This is a genomic window from Peribacillus sp. YIM B13481 (genome assembly GCF_042787985.1).
Lineage (GTDB): Bacteria > Bacillota > Bacilli > Bacillales > DSM-1321 > Peribacillus > Peribacillus simplex_A.
Genome location: NZ_JBHZPE010000020.1, coordinates 57,066 through 75,856, shown reverse-complemented (window position 1 = coordinate 75,856; position 18,791 = coordinate 57,066). Strand labels below are relative to the sequence as shown.

Below are 18,791 nucleotides of genomic sequence, written 5' to 3'. Positions count from 1 at the left end.
TATCGAATGAGAATCGTCTTTTTTTAATTTGATTTACCGTACTAGTTAGAAAAACGTGAGTTTTTCAGCAGCCTCGTTAATAAACCTCCCTTTTTTATTGTCTTCTCAAATATTAGATTAAGAATTTATCAGTAAAAATTTCCCCCTCAAAATCATGAATACAGTCCATCATATATTTTGATATAAAAGGGAACGGAAATGTATTTATGAAAAAAAACCTTATAAATTATTCGTCACTAAAAACGGGATCTGCGATACCCATTATTTTAATCAAAGAAATTGTTGCTCTCATTACTGACAGCTGGAGTTTTTCAAAGAAAGAAAAAAAGGAAATCGTTTAGGCTACTGAACCGCCAAAAAGCTCACACAGTAGTTTATCAAACCGTTTATCGACCATTACACGAAAACCAAGGTAACTCCATTGCATAAAAAGTGTAATGGAGTTTTTAATTTGGCACGTAACCGACAGGTTGCGCGGCTCGTCCACAGCCAGATTGGGATTCTTACATGTATAGCCTACTAGTCCCTGTTAAATAAAAAAGGACTAATTGGGCTTCTAACTAGACCGAAAGTTGTCCTATTGCATATAAAGGATTAATGAATGACAAAAGGGAGGCAGTTTATGAAAATCCGAAAGGCTATTATTCCGGCCGCAGGCCTCGGAACCCGATTTTTGCCTGCAACAAAAGCTCAGGCTAAGGAAATGCTGCCGATTGTTGATAAACCAACGATTCAATATATTGTTGAAGAAGCAGTAGCTTCGGGTATAGAGGAAATTATTATCATAATCGGTAGAGGAAAAAGATCAATAGAGGATCATTTTGATAAATCCTATGAGTTGGAAGATGCACTTTTAAGAAAAAATCAGCTCGATATTTTAGAGGAAGTTCAGAAAATATCTAGTTTGGCAAATATCTATTATGTCCGCCAAAAGGAACCGATGGGGCTAGGACATGCAATTCTCTGTGCTAAAAGCTTCATTGGAAATGAACCTTTTGCTGTTTTGTTAGGGGATGACATCGTTATGTCTGAAACACCTTGTCTGAAACAAATCATCAGTGTTTTTGAGTATTGCAACAGTTCCGTCGTAGCTGTTCAGAATGTACCGGAAAAGGATGTCAGTAAATATGGAATTATTAAGCCAAAAGGGACAATGATTGAGCCTAACCTTTTTCATATTGATTCTTTGGTGGAAAAACCGAAAAGGGAAGAGGCTCCTTCCAGATATGCGATAATGGGGCGTTATGTTTTTAGACCTGAGATTTTTGAAACAATTTCAATGCTTCCGGTTGGACATGGTAATGAATTACAACTTACTGATGCCATAAATGAGCTAAATAAGCAGCAGGCAGTATTAGCATATAATTTTGAGGGAAACCGATATGATATTGGTGATAAAGTTGGATTTATTAAGGCAACAATAGACTTTGCTTTGCGCAGGGATGATATAAGAGACGAGGTACTTTCCTATTTAAGGGATGTAAATAAGAAAGAAAACCTTCAGATTATAAAGAGAGAGCTTGAATAATATGAAAATAGCTGTTTTGGGTACAGGATATGTCGGGCTTTCCACTGGTGTTTGTTTGTCAGAAATAGGGCATAGTGTCATTTGTATCGATACAGATGAAAAGAAAATTAAAAGTCTACGTCATGGGATTTCTCCAATATATGAACCGGGTCTGGAGAATTTGCTTGCTCAAAATGCTGCAGCGGGTAGACTGCTATTTACAACATCTCATCGAGAAGCGCTAAATGGTGCCGAGATTATCATCATTGCCGTAGGAACACCGCAAATGGAGGATGGGGGAGCAGATTTATCGTATATTGTGCAAGCCGCGAAGGATATTGCTGCGAACCTAGTACAGAGTTCAGTAGTCGTTATAAAGAGTACTGTGCCAGTTGGTACGAATGATTTTATTAAAAAAATTATGGAAGAACTTTGTAACAAAAGGATCACCTTTAATATGGTTTCAAATCCTGAATTTTTAAGACAAGGGTCAGCTGTTATGGATACGATGCAAGCAGATCGAATCATCATCGGTTCTGAAAATGACGAGGCGGCTAAGAAAGTACAAGAAATGTATCGTCCGTTAAATGTACCATTTATATTAACAAGTATTAGAAGTGCGGAAATGATTAAGTATGCTTCTAATGCCTTTTTGGCGACTAAGATTAGCTTTATCAATGAAGTTGCCAATTTATGCGGAGTAGTAGGTGCAGATGTTAAAGATGTAGCAAAGGGAATGGGAAAAGATAAGAGGATTGGAGAAGCTTTTTTACAGCCCGGTATTGGTTATGGAGGATCTTGTTTTCCAAAGGATGTTAAAGCGTTGCTTCATACTGCCAAGTTAAATGGAGTACATTTTTCCCTGTTAAAAGAAACAGTAGCGATTAATGATTATCAGCAGGAACTCCTTGTAACGAAAGCGATAAATCGCTTGGGGGATTTAAAAGGGAAAAAGGTTGCAATGCTTGGTCTTGCTTTCAAGCCAGAGACAGACGATATGAGGGAAGCGCCATCAATAAAAATTGCGCGTTCATTAACCAAACTTGGAGCAGAAGTGGTAGCTTATGATCCGGTTGCAATAGATAATGCGAAGAACATATTAGGGGATACAATTAGATTTGCCAGCTCAGTTCGCGAAGCGACAGTGGATGCGGATGCTGTATTTATTGTTACCGAATGGAATGAGTTTAGACATTTAGATCTGGAGACATTGATGAACACAATGAAACAACCGATTGTTTTTGATGGTAGAAATTGTCTTGAAGAAAATCGAATCAGAGCTTGCAAGAAAATTGAATATTATCCAATAGGAAGGCCAGCAATTGTTATTGGTATGACATAAAACGAAACTTTTTCTAACACTTTATTAACGAGAACATGATTTTTTAAAGCCATATATTAGGTTAACTTAACCATTCAAAGAGGGAGTTGTTATTCTATAGGCGGGCAAACTGGCAATGCAGCACCTTTGATATAGTTCTTGGGTGCTTTTTTTATATTTCTTTAAATAAAAGAAAAATCTTCATCGACCATTAGAACCATAGAAAAACGTCAATTATTAGCATGTTATATTAGTATCATTGTTTGCAAATACTCTTGTGTCATAGCACTTACTTAACTCACCTTTATATTAAGTAAACGCATACTCACTGCCATTTAGCTTTACTGTATGTTATTAGTCCATGCGTACTTATAGAGTCCTGCATAATATACTTGAAAAGGTCCAGGAAATTTGCTTACTATGCTAGAAAGGAGAACATTTATTTGCACACAGTTATGCATTTGAATTTAAGAGTTGATCCGACCCAATATATCCCACAGATTCGAGAAGTTCCTGATTATGATTATATTCATTTGGTACGACAACCTAAATATATGATAGATCTTTCCCTTTTGAATGAGAAAGTTCATTATCTCAATGAAATTTTCTCACCAAAAGAATATGTGAAAAGAAATGATATCTCCCTCTTACATGCTCACCATGGTCAATTAGGGATGTTATTACTTCCTTTTAAAGAAGGAACAAACCTTCCGTTGGTAACAAGTATTCGAGGCAGGGATGCAACCCTAGCTAATCAGCCCATTGACTATCTAGATAACATGAAAATGCTATTTGATCGAGGTGAGCGTTTTTTTCCAGTTTGTCAGTATTTAGCAGATAGGTTAATTGCTTGGGGTTGTCCATCAGAAAAAATTAGAGTGTTATATGGTGGCGTTGACCTTAACGAATTCAAATACCGGACTCCACATAAAGGGGGCTCTCAAAACATTTTATCCATCGGTAGGTTGGTGGAAAAAAAAGGACATCACATCTTAATGCAAGCTTTTCAAAAAATCAAAGGTGAATTTCCAAATGCAACCCTGACGATCATCGGAAGAGGAGAGCTTGAAGAATATCTCATTTCTTTGGCAAATCAACTTAATTTAGGAGACTCTTTTCGTTTATTAAATCATCTACCTAAAGATCAAGTACGAGAACAATTGACCAATGCAGATTTATTTTGCGCCGCGAGCCTAGAAGCCGCCGATGGAGATGTAGAAGGTATACCTAATACATTAAAAGAAGCTATGGCGATTGGGGTACCAGTGATTTCGACCAATCATGCCGGCATCCCTGAATTAATAACAAATAACAAAGAGGGTGTTTTAGTACAAGAAAATAATGTAGATGAACTGGCAGATGCTCTTGAATTTATGCTAACTAACAGAGAAATATGGGAAATATATACAGTATCGGCTCGTCAAAAAGTCGAACAAAACTTTAACCTCGTCCAACAGCTTCAACAACAAGCTGAATTTTATGATGAACTTTTAGCCCCTTATAAAGTAAGTAAACAAAATTCAGTAACACCTCGCCAAATTGATAAAAAAACCCTTAAGGAGACTACAAAGCCTCAACAGCAAGATAAGTATGATGGCGAAACAATAGCGCCTAGAAAAAAAGCCGGTTTAGCCAGAAAAGCCCTTATTTATATGCAACAGCTTCAACAGCTTCAACAGCTTCAACAGCTTCCACAGTTTCAGCAGCTTCAACAGCTTCCACGGCTTCGACAGCTTCAGCAGCAGACTAAAGATAAAGTCAAAGATAAACATGTAGCATCTAATAAAAAAGACAAAAAAGCAAAGATTCAACAAAAGACTAAAGGTAATGAGGAAACAATAGCATCTCGTAAAAAAAAAATAAGGCTCAAAAATCCGAAAAAGTTAAAAAATCCCTTAATAAAATTCAACAGTTTCAACAGAAGTCGATGGATGAGCAGTTAGGAGGAGATCATGGAGAATTTTAAAACCATTACTGTAACCAAAGGTGAAAAATCTTTGGAAATTCATAATCCCACAACCTATTCGCTGATTGGAATGGGTGCTCAAGGTGCAGTATTTAAACTTTCAGAAGATAAATGTGTAAAAATCTATTCAGACCCGGTACAAGCGAAAATGGAGGATGAAGCTCTTAATGCTGGAAAAAATCTACCCTTTATGCCTTTGGTATATGATACAGGACCAAACTATATAGTCATGGAATATTTTAATGCTCCAACCTTAAAAGATTACCTGAGAAATTATACGTATATCCCTGATTCTATAGTAAAGAAACTTCTCTATATATTAAGGGAATTAAAACAAGCAAAATTCACCATGATAGATGCTCCCCTACGCCATATTTTTGTCGTTGGTAATGAGGAACTTAAGGTGATTGACCATGTAAATTCCTTTAAAAGAATGCATCCTGTACCATTAAAATTATTAAGAGATTTAAAAATAATCCTTTTAAAGGACTCGTTCTTAGCCCAAGTGAAAAAGCTCGAACCGGACACCTTCAATGAGTGGGAGGATTATTTCAATCAAAATAGTTTGGACTTTAGAAACATTCCCGTCCTCTCAGGAGGGTCAGGGAATGGTGTAAAAGTGGATAGCGCTATAACACAAACACTCATTGGAAAAGGGCATCAAGGTGCTGTTTATCGAGTGTCTGAAGACACATGCGTAAAACTTTACGGAAAAACTGAACATGCAAATCAGGAAAAAATGGTTCTTTTATCAAGTCAAGACTTGCCTTTTATCCCGAAAGTCTTTGAAACAGGACCAAATTATATTTTAATGGAATATCTATTAGGACCAGATTTAAATACGTTTCTTAAAAAACAATCTGTACTTTCTGAGGACATAACAAAACGTTTACTCTATATATTAAAAACAATGGAAAAATCAGGTTTTAAGCAAATTGATGCCCCATTACGGCATATTATTATAACCAGGAATGGTTTTAAATTAGTCGACCATGTGTACTCGTTTTCACGTGAACAAAAAAGACCTCTCGAGTTATTTAAAGACCTGCGAGAAATAAATTTTTTAGATTCTTTTCTAAAACAAGTGAAGGCGATAGACCCTGGTACGTATGCTGAATGGACAAAAACACCAATCCCATTAGATGAAAATGAAAATACGCTTATGTAACTGAATCCTAACGAAAAAATTAAAAAGGTATTACTCCTAATTGTTGAAGTTTTAGTTATCACAAAAAATGAGCATATCAAAACCTATGGTGATTTTGCATTCAACGGTTTCCGAGAACGTTTTAGCTTAAACTTCATTCGTAGGTGCTAGTTCACAGCGGGTATAAGAGTGGAAAACTCATAAGGCTTAAAGCGAAAAAGGATATCATGTCATTGGTGGATTACGAATAAAACGTAAGTCTCTCCCCCATGAAGATTTTGAGTTTGCCCCCTCTTTATATCCGTCATAATGAACACTGTTCTGTTATTGTAAAGGATCGAAAGTATCAATATATATAAATACGGATGCTTACTCAGTGTTCCAGAAAGGTGTCAAAATCCAATTATATAGAAAGGATTGAAATCAATACTATGAACATTATAGTAACAGGGGCTGCAGGTTTCATTGGTTTCCATTTAACAAAACGTCTGTTAGCCCAAGATATCAATGTTATAGGAGTAGACAATATTAATGATTATTATGATGTTTCTTTAAAGAACAATCGACTCAAGATATTAGAAGAAAACCCTGATTTCGAATTCCATAAAATGGATTTGTTGGATAAAGAAAAATTAAATCAATTATTTAAAGACAGAACCATTGATATAGTCATCAACTTAGCAGCTCAGGCTGGAGTACGTTATAGCATAGACAACCCGGATTCTTATGTTAATTCCAACCTAGTTGGGTTTGTAAATATCTTAGAGGTCTGTCGACAAAATAATGTAAAGCACTTAATTTATGCATCCTCAAGTTCTGTATATGGAGCAAATATTAATATCCCCTTCTCAACCAAAGACCAAGTGGATCATCCAGTAAGTTTATATGCTGCCACTAAAAAGTCTAATGAATTAATGGCTCATACTTATAGTCATTTATATAATATTCCAACCACTGGACTCCGTTTCTTTACGGTGTATGGTCCATGGGGGAGACCTGATATGGCTTATTACTCTTTTACTAAAAATATTATTGAAGAGAATACAATAAAGGTTTTTAATAATGGGGATATGAGAAGAGACTTTACTTATATTGATGATATTGTTGAAGGAATAATCCGATTACTTGATAAACCACCGGTTTGTAATATTGGATGGGATAGAGCTAATCCTGATTCAAGTTCAAGTTATGCCCCATACAAAATTTATAATATCGGTAACAATAAGCCCGTAAAATTAATGGATTTCATTAACACATTAGAGAAACTAATTGGCAAAAAGGCAAAAATAGAGTACTTACCAATGCAACCGGGAGATGTTAAGGAGACATATGCAGATATTGCCGATTTGCATGCTGATGTGGGGTTCTATCCTTCAACAAGAATAGAAGAAGGTTTAACTCATTTTGTAAATTGGTACAATAAGTACAATAAATAAGGAAAAAGAAGTAGTGAATTTATATTAGTGGATAAAAAATAATGATGGAATCTCTGCTTCAGTCAGTAAATTAAAAAATTTCAATCACCTCGACTTGATAATGATAACAAAAGATGAGGTAATGGCGTCAGGCCTTGAGGAAATATAATTCGGCATAGGTGAAGTTTCAATAACGTTTAAAACCATCAAATGATCCACCGTCAAATTTAGCTGTCATTGACACTTTAGAAAAAATAAATCCTGGAGTTGGTGATGAAAGGTCAAATAACAGATGCCATTAATGAAATGATGAAAATTATAGAATGTCTATGGGGAAAACGATTGATGGAGAAAGATTCGATATTAGTAGATTTGAAGTGTACATGGCAGCAGATCAATATAATTAAAAATTTAATGAGTAAAAGCCTAAAATCAAATAAAAAGAGATAGGTAAATAGGTAAATTACATGCAAGCAAAAAGAATAATTAAAAATATGTTAGTTAATAAAAGGAGAAAGTAATTTGAACCCTAAAAATATGAAAACTCCATTGGAAGTTCTTAAGGAGTATAATTTGTCAGATTTTCTCATGACGTCCCTTACACGTAATTCTGCAAAAGATCTTCTATTCAAATTAAATCCTCTGTTTGAAAACTACCTTAAAGTTTGTTCTGAAGACCTACCATACAAAGACATTTATAAAGCTGATTCCATGTTCCCTCATGAATTTCACAAGCAAGTGAAACAAATTGAAGAACAAGGAAAAATAAAAAAATTAGGCAATTATCAAGAGCTATTAGTTTTAGCAGGACGCGAGAAGAGCAAATATGAATTTCTTGTTAAAGGGACTGAGGCTGAATGAAAACTATTGCTTATTTTGTAAGTGAAAACATTAAAACACACCAACGTTTTATATATAATCAAATCGTAAAAATAAGTAGCTATCGCTCAATCGTAATCGGCCCATTCGACGATACCAACCATACAGAATTCCCCTTTGAAAACTACTATAATTTAAACAAGATTAAAGATCTAGAAAATTTCTTCAAAGAACAAGAAATCATAGCCATTCATGCTCATCACGGAAAACATGGACAAGAAATTTTGCCTGTATGTGAAAAATATAATATCCCATTGATTGTTAGCATTAGAGGGCGCGATGGTTCTGACAGACCAGAAATTTTCGAAAAAAATGCTCAGCGATATTCATCATTAATTAAACAGGGTGCACACTTTTTTCCTGTTTGCCAATATCTTGCACAAGGATTAAGAAGTTTAGGAATTCCGGACGATAAAATTCATGTGTTATATGGTGGTATCGAATTGGATCTTTTCGCCTATTCTACCCCCACTCTACCTAAAGAAGGCGAAATAAGAGTTTTATCTGTAGGTAGACTTGTAGACAAAAAAGGATTTATTACTCTTATAAAAGCATTTAAACGGATTTATACACAATATCCAAATGCTAGACTGCATATTATTGGAGCAGGTGAAGATGAGGATAAAATTAAATCGGTCATTACAGAATTTAACCTTAAAGATGCTGTGATTCTTAGAGGAGCTATGGATTCAAAACAAGTTTCGGACGAATTGAAAAAAGCTCATATCTTTTGCCTTGCAAGTCAGACTGCTAAAACTGGTGATATCGAAGGCATTCCTAATGCCTTAAAAGAAGCAATGGCTAGCGGTTTACCTGTCGTTTCCACTCAACATGCGGGAATCCCTGAATTAATTGAACACCTGAGAACAGGATACCTAGCTCCAGAAAAAAATGATATTGAGTTAGCGAAAGGCATACAATTCTTTATAGATCATCCAGAGATTTGGAACGCCTATACGGAAAGAGCACGGAAAGTCATTGAAGAAAAATTTGATGTCAATAAACAAATTATTGAGCAACAAAGATTATATTCTCTCGTTAATACAACGGAAACGAAAACGGAAGCCGAAACGAAAACGAAAACGAAAACGAAAACGAAGACGGAAAAGGAACAGAAAACGGAAAAGAAAAAGAAAAAGGAAAAGGAACAGAAAGCGAAAACGAAAACGAAAACGAAAACGAAAAAGGAACAGAAAAAATAAATCAAGTAAGGAAAACTTAAAAACAGTTACGAAAAAACAAGCAGGATACCCAATAGTTATCATTTAGGTAGAAAGGGGAATGACATGGGCTATATTGAAGATTTACGCAAGCTTGTGGGAAAAAGGCCAGTCATTTTAACAGGGGCAAAAGTATTAGTATTTAATCCACTTGGGCAGATTTTATTACAATATCGAACAGATACAAAAGTATGGGGATTACCAGGGGGACTTATGGAGTTAGGAGAATCATTAGAGGAAACAGCATTGCGTGAAGTAAAAGAAGAAACAGGTTTAACGATTGGTGGATTACAATTTCTAAAAGTTTTATCAGGCGTAAACTATTTTATTCACTTACCAAATGGAGATCAATTCTATTCTGTTAACGCTTTTTATACAACAAATGAAATTATCGAAGGAACCTTGAAACCTGATGGTAATGAAGGAAGTGCTGTACAATTCTTTCCAATCAATCAGCTGCCAAAAGATATGGATCCCGATATCAAAAAAGAAATTTGTAATTATTCAAGATTTCGCAATTGAATTTTTTCGAAACAAGCCGTATTTTCGCTCTTCTTTCAAAGAAGTAATGAAGAATAAATGACGCTCTTTCCAAAGTGCTGGTTGGGAATATGAATGAATCAACCTACTTTGGAAGGTACGATATTTGGCGATTCTACAACTCCGTTGCAGGATAAGGAACTACTTGAGAAAGCTAAAAATGATATCGTAATGGGTGCTTTAGGAACGATGGCTTTTAGATTTCATACTCATTGATCGCCTACAATGTGTACTAAGGTCAAAGAGAAAAGAAAAATATACAGGCTGGAAGGAGCTGTTTTTTCATGGAGTGGAAGTCTTTATATACTATTTGGACAAGTTACAGAAATTTAGATAATGAAATGCGTTTAATGCTTGAAGAAATGAAGGATGATGAGATAGCACTTGAAGACGCCTTTTATAAAAATTTGGACTTCGGGACGGGTGGTATGCGAGGGGAAATTGGTCCAGGTACGAATAGGATGAACATTTATACTGTGCGAAAAGCGACAGTAGGACTTGCTGAGTATATTCAATCGTTTGGAAACGAGGCAAAATCCAGAGGAGTCGTAATTGCTTACGATTCAAGACATAAGTCTCCAGAATTTGCATTGGAAGCAGCCAAGACTTTGGCAACAAAGGGAATTAAAGCTTATTTATTTGATGAATTACGCCCTACCCCACAGCTCTCTTTTTCCGTACGTAAGCTGAGTGCATTTGCCGGTATCGTCATTACAGCAAGCCATAATCCGCCTGAATATAATGGGTATAAAGTTTACGGATCAGACGGTGCACAGCTACCTCCTGTAGCGGCGGATCAAGTCATTAATTACGTGAACACGATTGAAAGTGAGCTTTCCATTGTAGTGGAGGAAGAAGAAATCCTAAAAGACAGAGGGCTCATTCAAATCATTGGGGAAGAGCTGGATACTGCTTATAATGAGCATTTGCTCACTATTCCGGAAGATCCAAAGTTAGCAAATGAAATCGATGTAAAGCTCGTGTTTACACCGCTTCATGGTACAGCCAATAAATCAGTAAAACGTGCTTTGCATGATCTAGGATATCGAAATGTCCATATTGTTAAAGAACAGGAAATGCCCGATGCTAACTTTCCTACTGTTAAATCGCCTAATCCAGAGGAACATGCTGCTTTTGAATTGGCCATCGCGCTTGGAAAACGTGTCGACGCTGATTTATTGATTGCCACCGATCCAGATGCGGATAGGCTCGGAATTAGCGTGAAAAATAATGCTGGAGATTATGTCGCATTAACAGGAAACCAAACAGGCGCTCTCTTTTTGGATTATTTAATTTCACAAAAACAAAAGAAAGGGACTCTTCCAGAAAATGGAGTGGTATTAAAGACCATTGTGACTTCAGAAATAGGACGCGCGATTTCTGATCAAAATGGTTTGAAAACGGTAGATGTTTTAACTGGATTTAAATTCATTGCTGAAAAGATCCATGAATACCACACAAGTGGAGAACATTCTTTCCTGTTTGGCTATGAAGAAAGCTATGGATATCTAATCAAAGACTTTGCTCGAGATAAGGATGCCATACAGGCGACTATTCTGGCAGTGGAAGTTTGTGCCTATTACAAAAAGCAAGGCAAAACGATGTACGAAGGTTTACTGCATGTTTTTGAGAAATATGGCTATTACTTGGAAGATTTACGATCGTTAACTTTAAAAGGAATTGAAGGTGCCAGACAAATTCAAGCGATCCTCAATGAATTCCGTGAAAATCCACCAGAGCAAATCTGTGGTCATCAAGTAGTGGTTCAAGAGGATTATCTCAGCAGGAAAAAATACATGTTTGCGTCAAATAGGGAAGAGGCCATCAAGCTCCCAAAATCCAACGTATTAAAATACTTTCTTGATGATGGCACATGGGTATGTTTACGACCTTCCGGAACAGAACCTAAAATTAAATTTTATTTCGGTGTTCAAGGAAGCTCGATGAAGGAAGCTAAGGGGAAATTATACACCGTTATGGAAGACTTTATGAGAAGAATCAATAAAATGCTTTAAAGAAGGACTCTCATTCAGAGGATCTTCTTTAAAAACTAGGGTCAGCATTCATTATGTAGAGAAATGCGGACCCTTTTTTGTTTATCATGTAATGCCATTTATTTTTGACTTTGACAAATCTTAAATCACTGACCACTATTTTTTCTCTTCTTCTTGTAGAAATTCCCGATTTAATTCGTTAGCCTCGCCTGATTCGTTGCATGAGGTCTTTTGCGGTTTAGACTGAGCAACTATAAAAGAGAAAACAAGCCCCTGTTCTTTCATGATACGGCCAATTCGCCTTCTGGAGACCGTAATGCCTCTTTTCTTTTATTCAACCTTAATCTTACGTGTTCCGTACGCCTTTCGATTTTTATCAAAAATTTCTAAAATGGCATTTGCTTCGTAGTATTAGGTGCTCCGTGAAAGCTCCAGGACGCCACACATTGCTGATACAGAGTATTTATCTTTGTTCCGTTTTGGTAGTGTTCAATGATCTGTTGTTTAAATTCAGAAGTGAACGTACGGCGTTTTCGCTTGGTCATTTTGAGTGCTCCCTTATCGTAGTGAGTTAAGTGTATCTGCCCTTAAAACTTCTGTCCAGATAAGTGTAGACGATTCATTTAGTTGAATAAATGTATGTGCAATTTAGATGCTTTTAAAACATTTTATTAAGATAAAGAAGAGGTTTGTTAATAAAACTCAATTTAGAGGTATCTTTTTAGTAATTTCGAATATAAAAATATAGGTTAATCAAATAAATAAGAGGTGAGGAAAGAAGGAGATTTTTCATGTCAAATCCTATGCAAACTGATTGAAATGATGTTGTACGACCATCTACCAAATTATTTGAAGGGAAAGTTGGCTTGTGATTACAAGTCTGATTGGATTTATACTTGCAACGGGCACGTTATTTTTATTTATTTTCACGGCCCCATTATTTTGAAGGCAATTTGAAGGATGCTTTCTCCTTAGTGCGGCAATCGGCATTTTTCTCCTTTCAATAGCAGCAATTTTACCTTTTCTGGGCTTCGTGCAAAAATACCCAGATTTGCGACCAGCGCCTTTTCCACATTTTATAAAAATGTCTATATTACTAGTATCCCGCGAGAAATAGGTAAGTACTTGTTGCGGGTATTACTCTATAAACCTCCGATCGATCGGTGACCATCGTTTTCATGAATTCATTTATTTACTCATGGCCGGACCGTCGTCAAGGGAGACGTCCCGATCGCACGAGGTCGGCTTACAAAGGAGGCGACCGTAGTGAATACTCTCTGGTCCATTCGAACCGGAATTCGGGATTTCCTTGAGGCCATCTATCGAATTTGCCAATCATGGATTGCGAAGTATCCGTTTATTAAAACGGCGTATGCGATTTTTTCCTGGCTGTCTTTGCTTGCGTTTGTGTTGAGCTTGTTTTTCGTTAAAGTATCGCGTACCATGATGATTCAATATTTGTGGTCGTTTTATGTGCTGCTGCAATTTTGGTTTCTGTGCCGAAGCAAAACGATGCCGTGGAAGCAAGTTGTTCTGTTCGTTCTGTTAGGTGTATTCCTTGTCGTACCGTTCACGACGCTTACGGTCAATGCTCTCCATGCGTTTTTCGGCGGAAAAACTTCCGACACTTGGTCCATTGCCGTTATCACGCCAATTTTCGAAGAATTGTGGAAGCTCCTTCCGCTAGGTATATTTCTGTTTTTCTCACGTCGAGCTTCCGCCTTGAGTTTAAGCGATTTCACGCTCATCGGGGCGGCAACCGGTGTCGGCTTCCAACTGATGGAGGAGCTTTCCCGAAGGTGGCTAAGTTCCGGCATTCTTGAGAAAAAGTTTGGCTATAGCTTTACAATGCTGGGCGGCGAAACGATCCATTGGGATATATTCTCACTGTTTCCCGGGCGTTTCGAAGAAAGTCTGTTCCCGACGATAATGACCGTCGGTCATCCCGTACATACAGCCATGATCACACTTGCGTGCGGAATTGCTTATCGGCTGCGAACAAGACTGACGAAATGGGTTTTTCTGTTCCCGGCAATCCTTTTGCTGTGGTCCATCTTGGATCACGCGGCTTATAACGGCCAACACAAGCTGCCGGGTTGGGTGTTCCGGCTTCATGAGTGGACCGGCAGCGGTTATAAAACTCAGCCGGCCTTCCTGCTGATGCTTGCCGCATCGCTCATTGCCGATTACTGGTCGCTGAACAAAATACGGAACTACCTTCCGTTGCTGCCGAACGAGCCGCTTCTTAATCCGTTTACCGAGCTGTGGAATATGATCCGCTCTTTTTGTCTGGACCGGGGGAAATTCATATATTGGCTAGGCTTTTACCGGGAGCGCAGGGAGCTTGGATATCATTTACTTTATGGAAATGAAGAAGCCGCCGGTAGACAGGAGCCTGTCCAGGCTCGGGTAAAGGCTCTTTACCAGGCGCTAACCGGACTCGCGATGATTCTGCTTGTGGCCGGTCTGTTCGCAGGCATCGGGGCTCATGCGGGCGGTGGGGAAACGGCATGTTTCGCCTGCATGTTCGATTCGCTGCAAAATTGGTGGGATGGGTTGGATTGGTATGAACAAGGGGCGATAGTGCTTGGTGCCCTTGCCTTGTCATTGCTGTTCGTCGGATTCTGGCCGGCTTTTGGCATCGCGATGACGGGGGCGGGAATCGCCGGGAGCGGACATGAGACTGCCGGTTATATCCGCGATCCGAAGAAGCTGCTGACTCCCGAAAATGCGTTTTCCGTCGCTCTCGGCATTGTACTAAGCCGAATTCCGTTCGGCAGTGCACTAAGATGGGTTGGGAAGAAAGGGCACCGCTATGTGCGCAAGCTTTTGGATAAGCTTGGTTCCCAGAAGCCGGATGTCGACGTTCCGATTAAACCGAAACCTCCGAAAAGTGACGGCGAAAGCCCTGGCAAGCATACGGACGATCCCAAGAAGCCGGATGACGATACGCCGAATAAGGAAAAAGCTGATGAGGGAACGGAGTATACTGGTGGTAGAAATCAAAAGGAATTGGATAATTTAGCAGGTGATCCTTCACATGGAGGTAAAATTAGAGATCAGGGTGTGAAAGAAAGAGAGATAGGCTTGGAATTGGAGAAACAGGGCAAACTAGGTAGAATAATTCGAGATCCTCAGGCTGATGGTGGAGCAGAATTTATTGACACTACTAATGGTGTAAAATGGGATGTTAAAAGCTTTCAATCTTATCCAAATGGGCATACATCACCGAAAAAGGGAGCCTTTACAGTAAATAATGGAATGAAAGGGATCAATAAGGAACTTGATAAAAACTACAATGTAATAGTGGATACGAGAAAACTAATTCCTGAACATATTGATCAGTTAAAAGAGGCAATAAAAGAAGCAGGAATAGCTGATAGAATTATTTGGTATCCATAGTTTAGGAGGGTATGCAGGGCATGACAATATTAAATGTTGAGGAAATTATTGTTCAACTCGAATCACACCGCCTTTGGATAGAGACCATTGGTAAGAAAGGTGAAAAACTCGGCTTAGATGAAATAGACTTCCGAAATTTAGATTTATCAAAATATCCGTTAGATCAAGCATACCTTACAGCTTGTCTTTTTGATGGTATGAACTTAAATCTTAAAGATATGTCTTCATCTTTATTATGTTCATCAACTTTTAAATTCGCTAATTTAGAAGGTTCAGATTTTTGTAAGTCTAACGTTTCATATGTAGATTTTACAAATGCGAATATTAAAGCCTCAAGATTTGCTGATAGTGAATGCATTGAGACAGTTTTTGTTAAGGCTGATTTATCAAACGCAAATTTAGTAGGTGGTCTTTTTGATGAGGCAGATTTTCGTGAAGCGTCATTACTGAATGCTGATGTAAGATTATCTACGTTTGAAGGGGTATTACTAAAGGGGGCTAAGTTAGGGGGGATTCGAGGACTAGAGGAGGCTTTCATTAAAAGTGTTAATATAGGTACTCCAGAACACCCTATAATTCTTAAAGGAGAAGAAGGTAGACAGTGGCTCATTAATGAAATCAAAGAATAACTTTTAGGCGTTATTGATCGAGACAATACCGTTAAATCAAAACAGTAGCTTTCAGTGCGGTCTTCGAAGTTGAATAACAGATGGCTATTAGTGTAATGATCCTTGATCCACAAAACGATTTTGAAAAACACTTCTTTCTTTCAGTTGCTACGGAATCCTTTTTCAAAGAATTTTGGATACTGCCATCCTAGGTAGATCTTTTTTCGTCAGGTGTTGATGAAGAGCAAGATTTACCAAGTATTCTTGCTGAACTTGATCAATTATAAGAGTGGGCGCATCTAAACCTAGAGAAGAACAGCAAACCAAATTATTTGAAAGAGTAGAAGGGCTTAAGGAAAAATACCCCATGCATGTAAAGACGTAGTTGTATTTATAGGAAAGCTTTGATATCACAAACTTATGTTGCCTTTGAACTCGTTATTCAACCCATAACACACTTAACCTATGTAATACCTGGTGACAAGGTGGCACGGATGTGGAGAGAGGAAGTACCTACGCTTTCCCGGTGAAGGAATGTGTGCGCTCCAAGATGATGGCGACACTGAGGAGCATATGCTATGGCAGGCTGGAGCTGCTGGAGAGCGGGCTGCCAACGCGTTTCGGCGCGAGGGTGTGGTCGTTTATATCGGGTTATGCAATACCATAATCGCTCATAAAAGTTACGCCAACAATACACTGCACCATATTTCCAATATAGAGGTTTTCATAATCGCAACCATAATATTTAATTACTTCTTTGCTCAATGAGATTAATATGCAGTGAAGGGGGTTATTTATGAAAAGTACAGTTGTAGGAACGATCGCTGTACTATTTGCCGTTTCCTTGCTGGTTGGTTGCAATGATGCAAAAAAAACGGAAACCGCAGAGTTGAAACTAGAGGGGGACTGGAAGCTTGTCGCCGGTTCCCAATCGACAGCTTGCTTTTCCGGGATGAAATTTTTTGAAAATCCTACTACCGATAGGGAACCTTTATCCGTTCATGAAACAACGGGAAATTTTACCCAAATATGGTTCGGGGAATACGAGAAAGAAGGAAACGAAATTCGGGTTATATTGCACGAGCCCAAAGCGGAGCCATTCATTATGGTCGTCAACCGCAGAGGAAACGAATTGAAGCTTCAATACGAATGGAAATCGGCAAATTTAGTCTGCTCGTATCAGCCTGATTAACATGTATATTCCAGAAGCTATGGTTATCAAATGAACTTTGGCTTGGTAGATAATAATTTGATTATATAAGAAGATTATTAATCGGAGGCGAGTTGATGATTCGAAGGTCTATCTTAATATTGGTAACGTTAGCCTTATTCCTTGCTGGTTGTATTAATGAACCGGAAAAGAATACTTCAAAAACTCAGAATCCATCACATTCAAATCGAAGTAATGAACCGGAAAAGAATATTTCAAACATTCAGGACCCATCAGATTCAGATCAAAGTAAACATCAGACTTCCTTAACAGATGAACAAATATTAATGAAACCTCCAGGACGTTATGCTGGTTCTAACTATGATGAACAGAAGGTTCAGGAAGCTCTGGATCAATTATCAAGTGATTTGACAGCTGATCAATATAAGGAAGAACTCCTCCTCCTGTTGGCTGAAGATTATCGACCTTATGTGACCACTTTCAATAATTTTGAAACAGAAGTTAAAGTGAATAATGAGCGACCTAATGGTAAAATCACATTACCCACAAGTAAGAAGTTACACATTTCGATCCTACTTGATGCCAGTGGCAGCATGCAAGCGCAGATCAATGGCAAATCAAAAATGGACTCTGCCAAAGAAGCTATTCAAATCTTCTTAGATAAATTACCAAAAAATGCAGAGGTATCTTTGCGGGTTTATGGACATAAAGGAACAGGAAGTCATAAAGATAAAAAAGTATCCTGTAACAGTACAGAAGAAATCTTTCATGGTCAAGGCGAGCAGACAAATCAAATAAAAACGGTACTTCAAGATATAAAACCAGCCGGATGGACGCCAATTGCAAATGCTCTGAAATCTGTAAAACAAGATATTAATCCGGAGACAACCGATTCGGTCGTATATGTAGTTAGTGATGGAATTGAAACATGTGGAGGTAATCCAGTGCAGATTGCCAAAGAACTCAACCAATCCAAAGTGAAAACAGTTGTAAATATTATTGGCTTTATAACGAAGGACAGAAATTGCTTCGACAAGTTGCTACATCTGGTGGTGGAGAGTTCACTTCTGTAGATAATGACGAATCACTAAAGAATTATCTCAATAAAGCGTATGCCAAATTACAAGGCGAGTGGACGATGTGGAAAGAAAAAGGAGAAGGACAGGCAAATACACAAAAAGAACAGAAGCAGGGAGTTATTAATAATACAGAAACAGATATGCAAATTCTAGTGAACAAAGAATATTATAATCTGCTAGCAGCCCTTAAGTATCTAGAAATTAAATATGGAAATGCTATCCCTCACGGTGAGGTCTGGAAACAGATTACTGATCGTAAGAATTTCGCATGGGATTATGCTCGTAATACCGGGAGGCGTTTGTATGACGAAGTCACTAATAGTGGAAATCAGGTTTATGACGATATCAAGGATGAAGGGGATAAGAATATCGATGATCTGACGAATAAGAAAAAATAATTAACGGCTACGGCGGAATGACACGATCATGGAGGATCAATGTTGGATTGTTAACACTAAATCAATCAACTTTTTTAAGGGGTAACTGGATTTGAGTCAATATTTTGGACACTAAAAAGTTAAATCTTAAGCTGTATTCCTAAT

16 protein-coding genes and 1 pseudogene are annotated in these 18,791 nt (G+C 37.8%); 16 read left to right on the top strand and 1 reads right to left on the bottom strand.

Annotated elements, in window-relative coordinates; translation table 11 throughout:
- Positions 1-622 precede the first annotated feature (622 nt).
- The 10 genes from galU to ACFX4X_RS13395 all read left to right on the top strand — a co-directional run bounded on the left by galU (position 623) and on the right by ACFX4X_RS13395 (position 12,010).
- A complete protein-coding gene (gene galU, locus ACFX4X_RS13440) occupies positions 623-1,528 on the top strand; it encodes a UTP--glucose-1-phosphate uridylyltransferase GalU (RefSeq protein WP_377384102.1) in 906 nt (301 codons plus the stop codon).
- 1 nt (position 1,529) lies between these two features.
- Positions 1,530-2,849, top strand: coding sequence for a UDP-glucose dehydrogenase family protein (locus tag ACFX4X_RS13435; RefSeq protein ID WP_377384099.1), 1,320 nt, complete (start codon positions 1,530-1,532; stop codon positions 2,847-2,849).
- A 422-nt stretch (positions 2,850-3,271) separates the two neighbouring features.
- Positions 3,272-4,771, top strand: a complete 1,500-nt coding sequence (locus ACFX4X_RS13430) for a glycosyltransferase (protein WP_377384096.1) — start codon at positions 3,272-3,274, stop codon at positions 4,769-4,771.
- Between the two features lie 9 nt (positions 4,772-4,780).
- Positions 4,781-5,962, top strand: a complete 1,182-nt coding sequence (locus ACFX4X_RS13425) for a hypothetical protein (RefSeq protein ID WP_377384093.1) — start codon at positions 4,781-4,783, stop codon at positions 5,960-5,962.
- A 410-nt stretch (positions 5,963-6,372) separates the two neighbouring features.
- Complete coding sequence (locus tag ACFX4X_RS13420) at positions 6,373-7,377, top strand: NAD-dependent epimerase (RefSeq protein ID WP_377384091.1); 1,005 nt, start codon at positions 6,373-6,375, stop codon at positions 7,375-7,377.
- Positions 7,378-7,878: 501 nt separating this feature from the next.
- The gene (locus ACFX4X_RS13415; RefSeq protein ID WP_377384089.1) at positions 7,879-8,217 is read left to right on the top strand and encodes a hypothetical protein; all 339 of its coding nucleotides are present in this window, start codon (positions 7,879-7,881) and stop codon (positions 8,215-8,217) included.
- Positions 8,214-9,437 (top strand): glycosyltransferase, encoded by a 1,224-nt coding sequence (locus ACFX4X_RS13410; protein ID WP_377384087.1) that lies wholly within the window; start codon positions 8,214-8,216, stop codon positions 9,435-9,437. The genes ACFX4X_RS13415 and ACFX4X_RS13410 overlap by 4 nt, the downstream gene beginning before the upstream one ends.
- 84 nt (positions 9,438-9,521) lie before the next feature.
- On the top strand, positions 9,522-9,977 hold the full coding sequence (locus ACFX4X_RS13405; protein WP_061463336.1) for an NUDIX hydrolase: 456 nt from the start codon (positions 9,522-9,524) through the stop codon (positions 9,975-9,977).
- Between the two features lie 93 nt (positions 9,978-10,070).
- Complete coding sequence (locus ACFX4X_RS13400; protein WP_289320316.1) at positions 10,071-10,211, top strand: hypothetical protein; 141 nt, start codon at positions 10,071-10,073, stop codon at positions 10,209-10,211.
- A gap of 68 nt (positions 10,212-10,279) precedes the next feature.
- On the top strand, positions 10,280-12,010 hold the full coding sequence (locus ACFX4X_RS13395; RefSeq protein ID WP_377384084.1) for a phospho-sugar mutase: 1,731 nt from the start codon (positions 10,280-10,282) through the stop codon (positions 12,008-12,010).
- A gap of 85 nt (positions 12,011-12,095) precedes the next feature.
- Here the strand turns inward: ACFX4X_RS13395 and ACFX4X_RS13390 are convergent.
- Positions 12,096-12,469 (bottom strand): annotated as a pseudogene (locus ACFX4X_RS13390) (IS3 family transposase); the annotation flags it as partial.
- Positions 12,470-13,255: 786 nt separating this feature from the next.
- Between ACFX4X_RS13390 and ACFX4X_RS13385 the strand changes: the two are divergent.
- The 6 genes from ACFX4X_RS13385 (at position 13,256) to ACFX4X_RS13360 (ending at position 18,647) form a co-directional block, all read left to right on the top strand.
- Positions 13,256-15,391, top strand: a complete 2,136-nt coding sequence (locus ACFX4X_RS13385; protein WP_377384081.1) for a PrsW family glutamic-type intramembrane protease — start codon at positions 13,256-13,258, stop codon at positions 15,389-15,391.
- Positions 15,392-15,411: 20 nt separating this feature from the next.
- Positions 15,412-16,020, top strand: a complete 609-nt coding sequence (locus tag ACFX4X_RS13380; RefSeq protein WP_061463334.1) for a pentapeptide repeat-containing protein — start codon at positions 15,412-15,414, stop codon at positions 16,018-16,020.
- 513 nt (positions 16,021-16,533) lie between these two features.
- Positions 16,534-16,767, top strand: a complete 234-nt coding sequence (locus tag ACFX4X_RS13375; RefSeq protein ID WP_377384079.1) for a hypothetical protein — start codon at positions 16,534-16,536, stop codon at positions 16,765-16,767.
- Between the two features lie 28 nt (positions 16,768-16,795).
- Positions 16,796-17,191, top strand: a complete 396-nt coding sequence (locus ACFX4X_RS13370) for a hypothetical protein (RefSeq protein WP_377384076.1) — start codon at positions 16,796-16,798, stop codon at positions 17,189-17,191.
- Positions 17,192-17,286: 95 nt separating this feature from the next.
- Entirely contained in the window at positions 17,287-18,243 is a 957-nt protein-coding gene (locus ACFX4X_RS13365; protein WP_377384074.1) for a VWA domain-containing protein, read from the top strand.
- Positions 18,195-18,647, top strand: a complete 453-nt coding sequence (locus ACFX4X_RS13360) for a hypothetical protein (RefSeq protein WP_377384072.1) — start codon at positions 18,195-18,197, stop codon at positions 18,645-18,647. The genes ACFX4X_RS13365 and ACFX4X_RS13360 overlap by 49 nt, the downstream gene beginning before the upstream one ends.
- Positions 18,648-18,791 lie beyond the last annotated feature (144 nt).